Origin of the sequence: Streptomyces sp. NPDC007917 (assembly GCF_042959105.1) — a bacterium.
Classification (GTDB): Bacteria; Actinomycetota; Actinomycetes; order Streptomycetales; family Streptomycetaceae; genus Streptomyces.
The window spans coordinates 221,307-237,148 of the sequence record NZ_JBIBKK010000012.1; the positions used below are offsets into that span (position 1 = coordinate 221,307).

The window sequence follows — 15,842 nt, forward strand, 5'->3', positions numbered from 1 at the left end:
CCTCCCGGGGCGGCCGCGGTCGGCTGACCGACCAGGGGTGTTCAAGGGGGGATCAAGCGGAGCGGTATTCGGCGGCCAGCCGCTCGAGTTCGGGCACCAGCTGGTTGGGCGACGGCTGGGCCAGTACGTCCTGACGGAGCCGTTCGGCGCCGGACCGCAGCGAAGGGTCTTCCAGCATCCGCGCCAGGTATTTCCCGATTTCCTTGCCCGTCGTGCGGTGGGGCGGAAGCCACTGACCTGCCTGGGCCTCTTCGAGGCGCGCGCCGCGCAGCGCGGCGTCCGGGGTGCTGCGGCTGACCATGAGCTGGGGCAGCCCATGCGCCAGCGAGCTGCAGAAGGTGGGAAATCCACCGTGATGGATCACGGCCGAGCAGGACGAGATGATGGCGTGCAGGGGAACGAACTCCACGAGCCTGGTGTTCCGCGGTACGCGCTCCAGCTCCTTCTGGATTCCGGCCGGCAGGGTCAGGACCAGTTCGATGTCCAGGCCGGCCACGGAGTCCAGCATCTTCTGCAGCTGGGCGCTGGAGAGCAGCGGCTTGGTCATGTCCCACATGCTCGTCCCGAATGTGGCGAGCACCCGGGGCGCCTTCCCCTCATGGTGGACCCAGTCGGGCACGAGGGACCGGCCGCTGTAGGGAGCTCGGCCGTTGTACGGCACATAGCGGGTCGAGAGATGGGGCACACCGGTCTCCAGCCTCATGGAATCCGGCCACTGTTCGATGGTGAACTGCCCGGTCAGCAGCTCTTCGGAGAAATCGAAGCCGTATTTCTCCCCCCATCCGCCGAGCCATTCGCGCACGGGGTCCACCCGCTCCCCCGGGTCCTGCCGCGCCATCGTCTTCAGGAAGTGCCGGCGGAGCCGTACGTCCAGTCCGAGGCCGATCGGCATCCGCGCGTGTGCCGCGCCGACCGCCGAGGCGGCGACCGCGCCCGCGTTGGTCAGCCACTCCCAGACGACCAGATCGGGTTTCCACCAGCGGCAGTACGCGACCAGATCGTCGATCATCGCGTCGTTGACGATCCTGGATCTCGCGACGGCACCGGAGCACAGCGCCTTCAGATAGCTCCACGGAAGCAGCTCTTCGCGGTTCTCGCCCAGATCGATGGGGTCGACGATTCCCTTCCCGTCCCCGAACGCCTCCTTCTGCTCTCGGTACGCCCTTTGCAGGATGGGTTCCTTCGATCCCACCGGGACCGCCGTCAGCCCCGCTTCGGTGACATTGACGGCGAATTCCCGGCTGCTCGCGACATGGACCTCGTGGCCGGCCGTGCGCAGCGCCCAGGCCATCGGCACGGTGAACCAGAAATGAGTTCGCCAGGGAAATGCGACGAACAGGACGCGCATGGGCGCCATCCTCTCTCTCATGGGAGGGACCGCCCTTATTGTCGCCGCCTCCACTAAAGCGGATCTTGCGCACCGGCAGCCTCGTTTTCCGGGCCGGCGCTCCATGTCAGTCCGCCTTTAGCGGCGTACGGGAAGCTGCGTACCGGCAGTCACCCGAGCAACATCGACGAGTGGGAGAGCGAGATGGTGCAGGGTTTCCAGGCCAGTCGGCAGTGGGAGCGCATCAGCGAACTCTGGGTCACCGAGGACGCGGCCACCGATCTGACCGGTTTCAAGTCGGATCGGCGGAATTTCAATATCGCGCTCTGGGATCCGACGGCCAATGGGGTCAGGTATTTGAGGGCCCTTGTGTACGAGCTGGCCACGCGGCTGAGCGAAGACGACTGGTCGAAGATCGAGAATGTCCGCAACCGTGAGGTGGGAGACCCCGTCACGGTCCGCTACGAGGGCAGGAGCATCTGTCTGGACTATCTCCAGGCGGCGCTCGAGCTCGGATTCATCGAGAAGGAGCTGGACCTGGGCGGCGCCCGTGTCCTGGAAATCGGCGCGGGGTACGGCCGCACCTGCCACGCGATGCTGTCCAACTACGACCTCGCCTCCTACACCATCATCGATCTGAAGAACACGCTCGCGCTGAGCAGGGCGTATCTGCGCGCCGTCCTGGATGAGAAGCAGTTCGCCAAGATGAAGTTCGTGCAGGTGGAGGACATCGACACCGCGCTGGGCGCGGACCGCTTCGAGCTGTGCGTCAATGTGCACTCCTTCACGGAGATGGCCCCCGACACCGTCGCCGCCTATCTGCGTCTGATCGACGAGAGGTGCGGGGCGTTCTTCGTGAAGAACCCGGTCGGGAAGTTCCGGGACAAGAGCATGGACGGCCACCAGAAGGGCGAGGAGGCCGTGCGGCTGGCCATGGAGAGCGGACCGCTGCGGCAGGTGCTCGACATCCACGACAGCGAGGCCGTGGCGGCGGCCGTGCCCGCCTTCGTCGACGCGTACCGGCCCGGCGACAAATGGACCTGCGCCGCCGATACGCGGGGCCTTCCCTGGAGCTACTTCTGGCAGGCTGTCTTCCGGAAAACAGGCGGCGAGAAGACCGGCAGCGACCTTCCGTAGCCCCGTCCTCCCGGGAGGGAACCATGGCCGCCTCTCCGGCGCCCGCGCTCCGCGCTGACGACGCTCCGGCCGGCACGCCGGTCCTGGTGCTGGGCGGCTCCGGATACCTGGGGCGGCACATCTGCGCGGCGTTCGCCGCCACGGGCGCCCGGGTGTCACGGGTCTGCCGCGGCACGCGCGGTGGCGGCGCGGACGGGGACGGCGCGGACGGGGACGACTGCGGCTCCATACGCCTGGACCTGAGCGCGGCCGGCCCCGCCGAGCTGGCCCGGCTGTGCTCCGACACGCGGGCGCGGGTGGTGGTGAACGCCTCGGGCGCGGTCTGGGGCGGCGGCGAACGGCAGATGACGGAGGCCAACTCCGCGTTCGTGTCCCGGCTCGCCACCGTCGTCGCCGGGCTGCCGGACCGGCCGCGGCTGATCCATCTGGGCAGCGCCTACGAGTACGGCCCGGCCGCGCCCGGGACCTCGATCGGCGAGGACTGGCCGACCGACCCGGCCACCGTGTACGGCCGCACCAAACTGCGCGGCTCGCAGGCCGTGCTGCGGGCCGCGGCCGAGCGCGGCGTGCCCGGGACCGTGCTGCGCATCTCGGTCGCCTGCGGTCCTGGCGCCCCGGGCAACAGCCTCGCCGGGGTCGTGGCCGCCCATCTGGCCTCCGGGCGCGGCGAGTTGCGGCTGGCGCCGCTGCGCGACCACCGGGACCTGGTGGACGTCCGGGACGTGGCCGACGCGGTGGTCGCGGCGGCCGTGGCGCCGGTGCGCGCGGTCGCCGGAACCGTCGTCAACATCGGCAGCGGCCAGGCGGTGCCCGTGCGCCGGCTGGTCGACCTGATGATCTCGCTCAGCGGGCTGCCGGTGCGCGTCGTCGAGGACCCGGCCCTGCAGCGGACGCGCTCCGACGCGGCCTGGCAGCGACTGGACATCGGACGGGCGCGGCGCCTGCTGGGCTGGGCGCCGCGCCGAACCCTGCGCGAGTCACTGCGTGATCTGCTCGCGGCCGCCGGCTCGCCGCCCGCGGCGGCGCGTACGGCGACGGCATGCGGGCCCGGGAACAGCCATGGGAAGGACAGCAGATGAGCGAACGGGTCGCGCGCATCCTCGACGAGGTGCGCAAGTACCACCAGGACACTCAGGAGGGGCGGGGCTTCATCCCCGGGGTCACCGAGATCTGGCCCTCGGGTGCGGTGCTGGACGAGGAGGACCGGGTCGCGCTGGTGTCGGCCGCGCTGGAGATGCGGATCGCGGCGGGCGCGTTATCCCGGAAGTTCGAGTCGGCCTTCGCGCGCAGGATGAAGCGGCGCAAGGCCCATCTGACGAACTCCGGGTCGTCCGCGAACCTCCTGGCGCTCTCCTCGCTCACCTCCCATCTGCTGGGCGACCGCCGGCTGCGCCCCGGCGACGAGGTCATCACGGTGGCGGCGAGCTTCCCGACCACCGTCAACCCGATCCTGCAGAACGGGCTGGTCCCCGTCTATGTGGACGTCGAGCTGGGGACGTACAACGCCACGGCCGAGCGGGTGGCGCAGGCGATCGGGCCGCGCACCCGGGCCATCATGATGGCCCATACGCTGGGCAACCCCTTCGAGGCCGCGGAGCTGGCCCAGCTCGCGCAGGACCACGATCTGGTCCTGATCGAGGACACCTGCGACGCCGTGGGCTCCACCTACGACGGGCAGCTCGCCGGCACCTTCGGCGATCTGACGACCGTCAGCTTCTATCCCGCACACCATCTGACGATGGGCGAGGGCGGCTGCGTGCTGACCTCGAACCTGGCGCTGGCGCGGATCGTGGAGTCGCTGCGGGACTGGGGCCGGGACTGCTGGTGCGAGCCGGGGGAGAGCGATACGTGCCGCAAGCGGTTCGGCTACCAGATGGGCACGCTGCCGGCCGGCTACGACCACAAGTACATCTTCTCCCACATCGGATACAACCTGAAGTCGACGGATCTGCAGGCGGCGCTGGGGCTGGCCCAGCTCGACAAGCTCGACGCATTCTGCTCGGCACGGCGGCACAACTGGCGCCGGCTGCGCGAGGGTCTTGACGGGCTGCCGTGGCTGATCCTGCCGGAGGCGACGCCGCGCTCCGATCCGAGCTGGTTCGGGTTCGTCCTGACCGTCGACCCGCGGGCCCCGTTCAGCCGCGCCGAGCTGGTCGACTTCCTGGAGTCCCGCAAGATCGGCACCCGTCGGCTGTTCGCCGGGAACCTGACCCGTCACCCCGCGCACGCCGAGGCGCCGCACCGGGTGTCCGGCGAGCTGACCAACAGCGACATCATCACCGAGCACACGTTCTGGGTCGGCGTCTACCCTGGGCTGACCGAGGAGATGATCGACTACATGGTCTCGTCCATCACCGAGTTCGTCGGGGACCGCGGCTGAGCGGCGCCACGGCACGCCGATGGCCGCGCGGGCGCCGCGCGGTCATCGGCGTATCGGCTGGGCGGAGTGCTTGAGCGGTTCCCACCAGCCGCGGTTGTCCCGGTACCAGGCGACCGTCTCGGCCAGCCCGGCGGCGAAGTCGTGGCGCGGGCGGTAGCCGAGTTCGGCCCTGGCCTTGTCGTCCCGGATCGCGTAGCGCCGGTCGTGTCCCTTGCGGTCCGCGACGTACCGTACGCGGCCCCAGTCGGCGCCGCAGGCCTCCAGCAGCCGGCCGGTCAGCTCCCGGTTGGTCAGCGCGGTGCCGCCGCCGATGTTGTAGATCTCGCCGGGGCGCCCCTTGGCGCGCACCAGTTCCACGCCGCGGCAGTGGTCCTCCACGTGCAGCCAGTCGCGCACGTTCAGCCCGTCGCCGTACAGCGGCACGTCCTCGCCGTCGAGCAGGTTGGTGATGAACAGCGGGATGATCTTTTCGGGGAACTGGTGGGGACCGTAGTTGTTGCTGCACCGCGTGACGCGCACGTCCAGGCCATGGGTGCGGTGGTAGGCGAGGGCGATCAGGTCCGACGCGGCCTTGGAGGCGGCGTAGGGCGAGTTGGGGTCCAGTACGGCGGTCTCGGGGCTGGAGCCGGTCTCGACGGAGCCGTAGACCTCGTCCGTGGACACGTGGACGAAGCGCTCCACGCGGTGCCGCAGGGCCGCCTGCAGCAGCGTGTGGGTGCCCTGGACGTTGGTGCGCACGAACGCGTCGGCGCCGTCGATGGAGCGGTCGACGTGGGACTCGGCGGCGAAGTGGACCACCTGCCCGGACCGCGCCATCAGGGTGTCGACCAGCTCGGCGTCGCAGATGTCGCCGTGGACGAACGTCAGCTGTGGGTCGGCGAGGTCGAGGTTGCGCCGCGTCCCGGCGTAGGTGAGCTTGTCCAGCACCGTGACATGGGAGACCTCGGGGCCCCACGGGTCACCGTCCCGCGCGAGGAGCCCGCGTACGTAGGTGGAGCCGATGAACCCCGCGGCCCCGGTGACGAGGAGTCTCATATTTCCTCCAGGAACCGCGCGGGCGGCAGGCCCTGCCGGTACGAGCGGGCCCGGTCCATGACGTACTGGCCGTAGGGCGAATTGCTCATCTCCGCGCCGAGCGCATGACAGTCGTCGGGTCCGATGAATCCCATGTACATCGCGATCTCCTCGACACAGCCGAGCCGGGTGCCCTGGTAGTGCTGTACGTCGCGCACCATGCGGCCCGCGTCCAGGAGGGTTTCGTGGGTGCCGGTGTCCAGCCAGGTGACGCCCCGGCCGAGCCACACCAGGTCGGCCCTGCCCTCCTCCAGATAGGCCCGCAGAACGTCGGTGATCTCCAGTTCGCCCCGGGCCGAGGGGACCAGGCGCTTGGCGATGTCGACGACGCTGCCGTCGAAGAAGTACAGGCCGGGAATGGCCAGGTTGGACCGGGGCCGCTCCGGCTTCTCCTCGATGGACAGCAGCTCGCCCCGGTCGTCGATCTCGGCGACGCCGAAGTGCCGGGGATCGGCGACCTCGTGCCCGAACAGCACACATCCGCGCAGCCGCTGGGCGCTCCTGCGGAGCAGCGCGGGCAGGTTCGCGCCGTGGAAGAGGTTGTCGCCCAGGATCAGGGCGCACTCCTCACCGCGAATGTGATCCGCGCCGACCCGGAAGGCGTCGGCGATTCCCCGCGGTTTCTCCTGGGAGGCGTACGAGATGTTCAGCCCCAGATGGCCGCCGTCCCCGAAAAGCCGGCGGAACTGCGGCAATTCGGAGGGGCGGCTGATGATCAGAATGTCCCGGATACCGGCGAACATGAGGACGGACAGCGGATAGTAGATCATTGGCTTGTCGTAAACCGGAACCAACTGTTTGGACCCCGCCAGGGTGAGCGGTTGCAGCCGTGTTCCGTTCCCGCCCGCGAGAACGATGCCTTTCATCATATGCGACATCGTCACCCACCGGTCTAAAGCATGACTAACCGCGAATGGGCGCCGGCGCGGGCTCGCAAGAACCGCTTTAGAGGTGTCGGGACGATAGCGGGTGAGAGATGCGGCGTGGTCGACGGCGAGGAGATGGCAGCCATGCGGGTCCTGTTCGTCACTTTTCCCGGGCGGAGCCACTTCCAGCTCAATGTGCCGTTGGCCTGGGCACTGCGGACCGCGGGACATGAGGTTCATGTCGCGAGCGCCCCCGAATTCGCCGACGTCGTCACCGGAGCGGGGCTGGCCGCGGTCGCTGTCCAGCCGAGCGCCGAGGACCTGGTGGAATACTGCCGCTGGTGGCGGCCCGATCTGGTGATCGGGGAATCGGCGAGTCAGGCGGGCGCGGTCGCCGCCGCCGCGGTGGGCGCACCGCACGCACGGATGCGACCGGTCTTCGGCGAGGAATACGGCGACCCGCCGGAGGAGCCGCTGACGGGCCGTTTCACCATCGATCAGACACCGGGATCCCTGCGGCCCGAGAGCGGTCCAAGGACCGTGTCCGTGCGCTACGTCCCGTACGACGGCCCTTCCGTCGTACCGGAGTGGTCCCGCCGCGATGCGGAGCTGCCGCGCGTCCTCGCGGCCTTCGGGGTGAGCAAGTGGAACGGGGGCCGGCCCGTTTCCGCCGAGGAGGCCCAGGAGATGCTGGACGCGACGGCCGACCTCGACATCGAGCTGGTGCTGACGCTCCCCGCGGGAATTCGGCGGACGCTCCAGCGCGTGCCCGCGCACGCGAGAATCGTCGACTTCGCACCGCTGCACGTCCTCCTCCCGTCCTGCTCGGCGGTGGTGCACCGCGGGGGTCTCCCGGCCTTCTGCGGCGCGCCGGCGTACGGAGTTCCGCAGCTCATGGTCGGCCCCGGCGGTCCGGAATCCCGGGCCCGGGGCGGGCGTCTTGCGGAGGTCCGGGCCGGGCTGTGGATTCCGCCCGAGGCCATGAGCGGGCCGAGGTTCCGGGAGGATCTGGTCCGGCTGCTGGACGATCCGTCGTTCCGGTCCGGGGCGGAAGGGCTGCGTCAGGAGATGCTGGCTCAGCCGTCCCCCAATGACGTGGTTCCCGAACTGGAGAAGCGGGTGGCCGAGTACGGCTCCCGTTGACGCATCGACGCTGTTTTCCCCGAATTCCCCCGAGGGGTTCGCCGGACCGCCGGCGAACCCCTCTTTTCTTCGGCCCTTCTTCGGGCCCCGCTCAGGACTTTCCGAATTCGGTGGTGATCAGGTCGAAGATCTCCTCCGCCGTGGCCGTCTCCAGATCGTGGTGGGACCCGGCGGCGCCGGCCGTACGGGCCGGGTCTGCCCACTTGTCGGCCAGCAGCCGCAGCCTGGCGGCGATCCGGGCGCGGGCGGCCTCGTCCACGGCGTCCGGCGCGTGGCCGGCGTCCCAGCCGTCGAGTTCCGACATGAGCTGCTGTTCGCCCGAGGCCGCCTCGGCGCCGAGCAGCCCGTGCAGATGACGGGCCAGTTCCTCGGCCGATGGGTAGTCGAACAGGACCGTCGTGGGCAGTCGCAGCCCGGTGCCGGCGTTGAGCCGGTCGCGCAGCTGGACGGCGGTGATCGAGTCGAAGCCCAGCTCCTGGAAGGGCTTGGTGGGCGGGACGGCGTCCGCGTCGTCGTGCCCCAGGGTGCTGGCCGCGTGCGCCTGCACATGGCGTACCAGGATGTGGTGGCGCTCGGCCGGCGGACTGCCGGCGAGCTTCCGCCGGAGCGGGTCCGCCTCCTCCTCCGACGCCCGGGACGGCTCCTCGGTCCGCGCCGTCGCGGCCTCGGGGAGGTCGGACAGGAGGGGGCTGGGGCGCAGCGCGGTGAAGCTCGCCAGGAAGCGGCGCCAGTCGACGGCGGCGATCACGGCGCCGGCCTCCCGGCGCTCGACCGCCTGCTGGAGCGAGGCGACGGCCAGGTCGGGGTCGAGGGGGTGGATACCGCGGCGGCGGAAGAAGTCGATCTCCTCGGCGGAGGTGGCCATGCCCACCGCGCCCCACAGCCCCCAGGCCACGGAGGTGGCGGGCAGGCCGAGGCCGCGGCGGTGTTCGGCCAGGGCGTCCAGGTAGGCGTTGGCGGCGGCGTAGGCAGCCTGCCCGCCGCTGCCCCAGGACGCGGTGACCGAGGAGAACATGATGAACGCCGAGAGGTCCAGGTGCTGGGTCAGCTCGTGCAGGTGCCGGGCCGCGAGCGCCTTCGGGGCGAGCATACGGTCCAGATGCGCGTCGTCCACGTCCGCGATGAGCTCCTGCTCGCTGACGCCGGCGGCGTGGATGACGGTGGACAGCGGGTGCTCGTCGGGGATCGCCTCCAGGACGCAGCGCATGGCCTCGCGGTCGGCGGCGTCGCAGGCGGCGACGGTCACCGTGGCGCCCAGGGCGCGGAGTTCGGCGGCGAGTTCCCCGGCGCCGGGGGCGTCGGGGCCGCGGCGGCTGGTGAGCAGCAGATGGGCCGCCCCGTGTCCGGCCGCCCAGCGGGCCAGCAGCGCGCCGACCCCTCCGGTGCCACCGGTGATCAGCACGCTGCCCCGCGGCTGCCACGGCCGGCGCGCGGTGGAGCGGTCCGAGGTGGCGTGCACGATGCGGCGCGCCAGCACGCCGGTGGTACGGATCGCCGTCTGGTCCTCGCCCCGGCCATGCCCCGGGGCGCCCGACAGCAGGGCCGCCAGCCGGGGCGCGGTCCGCTCGTCGGGGTCGGCGGGCAGGTCCACGAGGCCGCCCCACCGGTCGGGGTGTTCCAGCGCGGCCACGAGGCCGAAGGCCCAGGTCTGCGCCTGGAGCGGATGCGTCAGCGGGTCGTCGTGGCCGGTGGACACCGCGCCCTGGGTCAGGCACCACAGCGGCGCGGTGATCTTCGCGTCGCCGAGTGCCTGGACGGCGGCGACGGTGGCGGCGAGCCCGGCCGGCAGGGCCGGATGTGCGGGGTGCGGGCGCTCGTCGAGGGCGAGCAGGCTGAGCACCCCGGCGAGGGGGGTGTCGGGGCCTTGGGCGGCCAGCCGTTCGGCGAGCGCGTGGCGGCCGGCCGCCACGGGGTCGAGGGGCCATGCCGTGGCGTCGGCGCCGTGCTCGGCCAGGGCCCGGGTCGCGGTCCGCACCGCCGGGTGGTCCTCGTGGCCGGCGGGGACGAGTACCAGCCAGGTGCCGCTCAGCGCGGGCGGCTCGGGCTCGGACAGCGGTGTCCACCGGACCCGGTGGCGCCAGGAGGCCAGCGTGACGCGTTCGCGGTGGCGGCGGCGCCAGGCGGACAGCACGGGCAGGGCGGGCCGCAGCGCCTCGATGTCCCCGGGGGCGGTGGCGTCGCCGTCCGGCTCCAGCACCCGGCCCAGCGCCTCCATGTCGCGGTCCTCGATGGCGTCCCAGAGTTCGGCCTCGACCGGGTCCCGGGTGTCGTCGCCCAGGGCCGCACGGGCCGGGGGCAGCCAGTACCGCTCGCGGTCGAACGCATAGGTGGGCAGGGACACCGTCGCGGGTGCGGACGGGCCGGCGAACCAGGGCCGCCAGTCGACGGGCGCCCCGGCGGTGAACGCCTGCGCCAGCGCGGTGGCCAGCTGCGCCGGGCCGCCCTCCTGGCGGCGCAGCGTGCCCAGCGCCACCGCGTCGACGGGCGATCCGGCAGTTGCTGACTCGAAGCACTGCTGGAGCGCGGGGACGACCACGGGGTGCGTGCTGACCTCGATGAACAGCCGGTGTCCCGCGGCGAGCAGGGTGTCGACCGCCTCGGTGAGGCGGACGGGCTGCCGCAGGTTGGTCAGCCAGTAGTCCGCGTCCAGGGCGGTGGTGTCCATCAGGCCGCCGGTCACGGTCGAGCAGAACGCGACGTCCGTGGCCGCGCCGCCGACCCCGGCGAGGCGGGCCGTCACCTCGTCGGCGATCTCGTCCACCTGGGGGCCGTGGGAGGCGTAGTCCACGTCGATGGCGCGGGCCCGGGCGCCGGTGGCCTCGCAGGCGGCGACGACGGCGGCCACCGCGTCGGGCGGGCCGGAGACCACGGTGGAGGACGGGCTGTTGAGCGCCGCCACGCCCACGCCCGAGGCTGCCTCGCCGAGGTCGGAGACGATGCGCTCGGCCGCCTCGGGGGCCACGCCGAGGGAGGCCATCGCGCCCCGGCCGGCCAGCGCCCGCAGCGCCCGCGAGCGCAGCGCCACCACCCGGGCGCCCTCCTGGAGGGTGAGCGCGCCCGCGACGCACGCGGCGGCGATCTCGCCCTGGGAGTGTCCGACGACGGCCGCGGGCCGCACGCCGTGGTGGGACCACAGGGCGGCCAGGGAGACCATCAGGGCCCACAGCACCGGCTGGACCACATCGACGCGGCCGAGGTCGGCCGCGCCGTCGGCCCCGCGCAGCACATCCGTCAGGGACCAGTCCACGTACGGGGCGAGCGCCGCCTCGCACTCGGCGATCCGGGCGGCGAACACCGGTGAGGCGCCGAGCAGTTCCGCGCCCATCCCGGGCCACTGGGAGCCCTGCCCGGGGAACACCAGGACCGCTCCCGCGCCCGCCTGGCCCGGTGCTCCGGTCACCACTCCGGGCGCCGGCTCGTCCGCCGCCAGCGCGCCGAGCCGCGCCCGCAGTGTCTCGGTGTCCGGGCCGGTGACGACCGCTCGGTGCTCGAACACCGAGCGCGTGGTCACCAGCGACCAGCCGACGGCCCGCGGATCGGCGTCGAGCGTCGCGTCGAGCAGCCGCCGGGCCTGTGCGCGCAGCGCGGACGCGCTGCGCGCCGACAGCACCCAGGGGGTGACGGGCGCGGGCTCGGACGCGGACGGCGCGGGCTCGGACGCGGACGGCGCGGGCTCGGGTGCCGGAGGCCCGGGCTCGGGGGCCTCTTCCAGGATCAGGTGCGCGTTGGTCCCCGAGAAGCCGAAGGCGGACACCCCCGCCCGCCGGGGCCGCGCGGCGCGCGGCCACTCGACGGCCTCGTCCAGCAGCGCCACCGCGCCGGAGTCCCACGCCACATGCGGGCTCGGCTCCGCGATGTGCAAAGAGCGCGGCAGCGTCTCGTGGCGCAGCGCCATGACCATCTTGATCACACCCGCGGCGCCGGCGGTGATCTGTGTGTGCCCGATGTTGGACTTGATCGACCCCAGCCACAGCGGCCGGCCCTCCGGCCGGTCCTGGCCGTAGGTGGCCAGCAGCGCCTGGGCCTCGATGGGATCGCCGAGGCTGGTGCCGGTCCCGTGGGCCTCCACCGCGTCCACGTCGGCCGCGGAGAGCCGGGCGTTGGCCAGCGCCTGCTGGATGACGCGCTGCTGCGCCGGGCCGTTGGGCGCCGTCAGCCCGTTGCTCGCCCCGTCCTCGTTGACGGCGGAGCCGCGGATGACCGCCAGGACCCGGTGCCCGTTGCGGCGGGCGTCCGACAGCCGCTCCAGCAGGACGATCCCCGCCCCCTCGGCGAGGTTCATGCCGTCGGCGTCCGCCGAGAAGGGCTTGGCGCGTCCGTCGGGGGCCAGGGCGCGCAGTTCGCTGAACCCGACCAGCGGCGCGGGCGAGGACATGATGTAGACGCCGCCGGCCAGCGCCAGCGTCACCTCCCCCTCCCGCAGCGCCTGGCAGGCCAGGTGCATCGACACCAGCGCCGAGGAGCAGGCGGTGTCCAGGGTGACCGCGGCGCCCTCCAGGCCGAGGGCGTACGCGACGCGCCCGGCGACCACGCTCGGGGAGTTGCCGGTGGTCAGATAGCCGGCCGCGTTCTCCGGTACGTGGTAGGAGTTGAGGAAGTAGTCGAGGCCGTCGCAGCCGAGGTAGGTGCCGGTGGCGCTGGAGCGCAGGGTGTGCGGGTCGATGCGGGCGTGTTCGATGGCCTCCCAGGCCACCTCGAGCGCCAGCCGCTGCTGCGGGGCCATGGTGACGGCCTCGTTGGGGCTGATCCCGAAGAACGCGGCGTCGAAGCGGTCGGCGTCGTGGACGAAGCCGCCTTGGCGCACATAGCTGGTGCCCGGATGCCCGGGGTCGGGGTCGTAGAGCCCGTCGAGGTCCCAGCCGCGGCCGGTGGGCAGGCCGCCGGTGCCCTCGCGGCCGGCGGCGACCAGGTCCCACAGGTCCTGGGGGGAGTTCACGTCACCGGGGAACCGACAGCCGATGCCGATGATCGCGACGGGCTCGTGGTGGGCGTACTCGACGTCCTTGAGCCGGCGCTGCGCCTCGCGCAGATCGGCCGTCACGCGCTTGAGGTAGTCGAGGAGCTTCCTGTCGTCGTCTGCCATGTCAGGACCGCTCCAGGGCCGACCGGTCCGCGTTGCGGGCCAGTTCGAGCAGGTCGGCGGCCACCCGCTCGGGCTGGTCCGCGTGGAGGTTGTGGTCGGCGCCGACGTACCAGCGGGAGTCCACGTGTGCGATGGCCGACTCGGCCTCGGTCACCCACTTGCGCACCCAGTCCCCGAGCGCGGAGGCGTACGAGGGCAGGGCTATGAGCATGAGGACGGGCACCGCGATGCCGGGGTACCAGCGGGCGGGCGAGTCGTTCCACATGCTGTTGAGGATCGACAGGCGGTGTTTCAGCGGCAGCCGCTGCACGAGCAGCCCGTCCGGCCCTTCCACCGTGTCGGCGAGCATCGCCTCGACGGCGTCCTTCGACCAGTGCGGGTGGAGCGTTCGTATGCGCTCCCGCGCGGTGTGAACGGTGACTCCCGTGGTGCCGGGGACCCCGTTCGCGATCTTCTCCACGTCCTTCTGCCAGGTGGGGATCCGCAGCGGGGTGTCGGTGTGGTTGATCCACCCTCCGTCCACCAGCGCGAGGCCGGCGGCCAGGTCGGGGTGGACGGAGGCGAACCGCACGGCGACCATCCCGCCCCAGGAGTGGCCGGCGAGCAGTGCGCCCGTCAGCCGCAGCTCGCGGCAGACGGCCGCCAGATCCGCCACGGCGGCCTCGTTGTCGTACCCCTGCTCCGGTACGTCGGAGTCGCCGTGTCCGCGCGTGTCGATCGCGTAGACGGGGTGGCCGGCGTCCGCGAGCCGGCGGGCCACGTCGTCCCACATCCTGGCGTTGGACGCCAGCCCGTGGAGCAGCAGGAACGGCCGGCCGCCGCGCCCCGGCCGGTGCCGCACGTTCAACGTCACTTCGTGGTCAACCGGAACGGACAGCCTCATGACGGGGTTCCCCTGGCTCCTGGGAGTTGGGACGAGATGGTGATCGGCCGGGCGGGTCGCGGCGCCGGCGCCTAGGCGGCGTCGGCCGCGTAGGCCTCGGCGAGGTACTTGCCGAGCAGGGTGGAGGTGGGGTGTTCGACGATGGACACGAGGGGGACCTCGATCCCGGTGTCGTCCATCAGGAACTTCGAGAGCTTCACGGCGGTGAGCGAGCTCAGGCCGTTCTCCAGGAAGTTGCTCTCCTCGTCGAGCGACGGTACGTCGAGGATCTCGGCGGCCCGGCGGAGCACCAGCTCGCACAGCAGCTGCTGGCGTTCCTCCGGCGCCGCCGACGCGAGCCGATCGGCCAGCTGACCGTCGTCGGGGGATCCGTTGGTGGGTTCCATGGGTGCACCCTTCTCGGTGTGGTGTCGGGCTGACGGGTGTGTGCGGTGGGCTAGACGGTGGGCCGGCCGAGTACGCCTCTTGGGGCCGTGCCGGACGGCTTGAGCCCGACCATCTCCAGCTCCTCGGGCCGGAACGGCGGTTCCACGAGCTCCGGGTAGCTGGTGTCGGACTGCAGCAGCGACAGGAAGCGGGCGTCGCCCAGGGCCTTCTGCGGCGCGTTCAGGCTCAGCACGCCGGTGGCGACCTCGCAGACCTTCGGCGACCTGATCGACTTGCTGGAGATGTAGTCGGAGAACCTCAGCCGCTCCGCGGTGTCCGGGCCGGTCAGCCGCGGGTCGCGGGACAGGTTGCGGCAGTTGACGAACTGGATGTCGTTCAGCCCCGCCATGATCCACGGGTCGTCGACCACCTCGCTCAGGGCCCGCTGGATCTGCCGGCCGCGGTTCTCGCCGAACCCCTCGCGCGCCAGTTCCCGGTCCAGGGCCTCGGCGGCGCGGGCGGCCGAGCTCATGCCGTGTCCGTAGACCGGGTTGAACGCCGCCAGGGAGTCGCCGAGGATCAGCAGGCCCTCCGGCCACTGCGCCATGCGCTCGGGGTACAGCCGGCGGTTGGCCCCCGAGTGCGACTGGAAGATCTGGCTGATGGGTTCGGCGACGCCGATGAGGTCGCTGACGATCGGGTGCCGCAGCTCCTTGGCGTAGGCCGCGAACTCGTCCTCGCCGCCGGGCAGCGGAGCGCCGCGCGTGCTGGTCAGGGTGACCAGCCAGCGTCCGCCCTCCTGGGGGTAGACCACGCCGAAGCGGCCGGGCTGCCGGGTGAGCGGGTCGGCGGCGACCTGGATCGCGGGGAAGGCGCTGCCCGCGCCCTCGGGCGCCTTGAACATCCGGGTCGCGTACCCGATGCCGGCGTCGACCACGTCCTGCTCGACGGTCGGCAGGCCGAGGGCGGCCAGCCAGCGGCCCAGGCGCGAGGCCCGCCCGGTGGCGTCCACCACCAGGTCCGCCTCGATCAGCCTGGGTTCGCCACCGTCCGCGTCGCGCACCCGCACCCCGGTGACCCGGGAGCGGTCGCCGGCCAGGTCGACGGCCTCGGTGCCCTGCTCCACCCGGACCCGGCCGTCGGCGAGGATCGCCTCGCGCACCGTCCAGTCGAGCAGCGGGCGGGTGCACATCATCGCGTACGCGGTGGCCGGGAAGCGGTACTGCCAGCCCGCCGAGGTCAGGGTCACCAGGTCGCTGTGGAAGCCGATCCGGCGCGCACCGGCGGCCAGCAGCCGGTCGGTGGTGCCCGGCAGCAGGTTCTCGACGATGCCCGCGCCGCTGGACCACAGCACGTGGACATGGCGGGCCTGTGGCTGTCCCTTACGGTGGTGCGGCCCGTCGGGCAGGATGTCACGCTCCACCACGGTCACGGTTGCCAGGTGACGGGACAGCACATGGGCGGCCAGCATGCCGGCCCATCCGCCGCCCAGCACAACGGCGCGTGTCGGTGTGGTCATGGAATCAAGTCCCTTCGCAACGGGCTCGTCCGCGCGGGTGTCTCTCTGCGGCCTGCCAGGCCCA

Annotated in this window: 11 protein-coding genes; 4 read left to right on the top strand and 7 right to left on the bottom strand. The window is 72.1% G+C overall.

Features of this window, described 5'->3' with window-relative positions:
* Positions 1-52: 52 nt before the first annotated feature.
* Positions 53-1,348, bottom strand: a complete 1,296-nt coding sequence (locus ACFZDL_RS24985; RefSeq protein ID WP_353592708.1) for an activator-dependent family glycosyltransferase — start codon at positions 1,346-1,348, stop codon at positions 53-55.
* A 183-nt stretch (positions 1,349-1,531) separates the two neighbouring features.
* On the opposite strand from ACFZDL_RS24985, the gene ACFZDL_RS24990 reads away from it, so the two are divergent.
* The 3 genes from ACFZDL_RS24990 to rfbH are packed head-to-tail and all read left to right on the top strand — an operon-like array spanning position 1,532 to position 4,844.
* Entirely contained in the window at positions 1,532-2,464 is a 933-nt protein-coding gene (locus tag ACFZDL_RS24990) for a putative sugar O-methyltransferase (protein WP_353592707.1), read from the top strand.
* Positions 2,465-2,487: 23 nt separating this feature from the next.
* Positions 2,488-3,543, top strand: coding sequence for an NAD(P)-dependent oxidoreductase (locus ACFZDL_RS24995; protein WP_353592706.1), 1,056 nt, complete (start codon positions 2,488-2,490; stop codon positions 3,541-3,543).
* On the top strand, positions 3,540-4,844 hold the full coding sequence (gene rfbH / locus ACFZDL_RS25000; RefSeq protein WP_353592705.1) for a lipopolysaccharide biosynthesis protein RfbH: 1,305 nt from the start codon (positions 3,540-3,542) through the stop codon (positions 4,842-4,844). The genes ACFZDL_RS24995 and rfbH overlap by 4 nt, the downstream gene beginning before the upstream one ends.
* A gap of 42 nt (positions 4,845-4,886) precedes the next feature.
* On the opposite strand, the gene rfbB is transcribed toward rfbH, so the two are convergent.
* Together rfbB and rfbA are read right to left on the bottom strand one after the other, a co-directional pair.
* Positions 4,887-5,879: a dTDP-glucose 4,6-dehydratase gene (gene rfbB / locus ACFZDL_RS25005; protein WP_353592704.1), complete on the bottom strand. Its 993-nt coding sequence runs from the start codon at positions 5,877-5,879 to the stop codon at positions 4,887-4,889.
* A complete protein-coding gene (gene rfbA, locus ACFZDL_RS25010; protein WP_353592836.1) occupies positions 5,876-6,784 on the bottom strand; it encodes a glucose-1-phosphate thymidylyltransferase RfbA in 909 nt (302 codons plus the stop codon). The genes rfbB and rfbA overlap by 4 nt, the downstream gene beginning before the upstream one ends.
* A gap of 144 nt (positions 6,785-6,928) precedes the next feature.
* On the opposite strand from rfbA, the gene ACFZDL_RS25015 reads away from it, so the two are divergent.
* Positions 6,929-7,927: a nucleotide disphospho-sugar-binding domain-containing protein gene (locus tag ACFZDL_RS25015; protein ID WP_353592703.1), complete on the top strand. Its 999-nt coding sequence runs from the start codon at positions 6,929-6,931 to the stop codon at positions 7,925-7,927.
* Positions 7,928-8,018: 91 nt separating this feature from the next.
* Here the strand turns inward: ACFZDL_RS25015 and ACFZDL_RS25020 are convergent, their stop codons facing one another.
* From ACFZDL_RS25020 to ACFZDL_RS25035, 4 genes are all read right to left on the bottom strand, one after another.
* The gene (locus ACFZDL_RS25020) at positions 8,019-13,010 is read right to left on the bottom strand and encodes a type I polyketide synthase (protein ID WP_353592702.1); all 4,992 of its coding nucleotides are present in this window, start codon (positions 13,008-13,010) and stop codon (positions 8,019-8,021) included.
* A gap of 1 nt (position 13,011) precedes the next feature.
* A complete protein-coding gene (locus ACFZDL_RS25025; RefSeq protein WP_391192382.1) occupies positions 13,012-13,863 on the bottom strand; it encodes an alpha/beta fold hydrolase in 852 nt (283 codons plus the stop codon).
* A 101-nt stretch (positions 13,864-13,964) separates the two neighbouring features.
* Positions 13,965-14,279, bottom strand: coding sequence for an acyl carrier protein (locus ACFZDL_RS25030; RefSeq protein WP_353592701.1), 315 nt, complete (start codon positions 14,277-14,279; stop codon positions 13,965-13,967).
* A 50-nt stretch (positions 14,280-14,329) separates the two neighbouring features.
* Positions 14,330-15,778, bottom strand: coding sequence for an FAD-dependent monooxygenase (locus ACFZDL_RS25035; RefSeq protein WP_353592700.1), 1,449 nt, complete (start codon positions 15,776-15,778; stop codon positions 14,330-14,332).
* Positions 15,779-15,842 lie beyond the last annotated feature (64 nt).

Coding starts and splice junctions, on each gene's coding strand:
- ACFZDL_RS24985 (WP_353592708.1), bottom strand. CDS start 1,348: ATGCGCGTCCTGTTCGTCGCATTTCCCTGGCGAACTCATTTCTGGTTC.
- ACFZDL_RS24990 (WP_353592707.1), top strand. CDS start 1,532: ATGGTGCAGGGTTTCCAGGCCAGTCGGCAGTGGGAGCGCATCAGCGAA.
- ACFZDL_RS24995 (WP_353592706.1), top strand. CDS start 2,488: ATGGCCGCCTCTCCGGCGCCCGCGCTCCGCGCTGACGACGCTCCGGCC.
- rfbH (WP_353592705.1), top strand. CDS start 3,540: ATGAGCGAACGGGTCGCGCGCATCCTCGACGAGGTGCGCAAGTACCAC.
- rfbB (WP_353592704.1), bottom strand. CDS start 5,879: ATGAGACTCCTCGTCACCGGGGCCGCGGGGTTCATCGGCTCCACCTAC.
- rfbA (WP_353592836.1), bottom strand. CDS start 6,784: ATGAAAGGCATCGTTCTCGCGGGCGGGAACGGAACACGGCTGCAACCG.
- ACFZDL_RS25015 (WP_353592703.1), top strand. CDS start 6,929: ATGCGGGTCCTGTTCGTCACTTTTCCCGGGCGGAGCCACTTCCAGCTC.
- ACFZDL_RS25020 (WP_353592702.1), bottom strand. CDS start 13,010: ATGGCAGACGACGACAGGAAGCTCCTCGACTACCTCAAGCGCGTGACG.
- ACFZDL_RS25030 (WP_353592701.1), bottom strand. CDS start 14,279: ATGGAACCCACCAACGGATCCCCCGACGACGGTCAGCTGGCCGATCGG.
- ACFZDL_RS25035 (WP_353592700.1), bottom strand. CDS start 15,778: ATGACCACACCGACACGCGCCGTTGTGCTGGGCGGCGGATGGGCCGGC.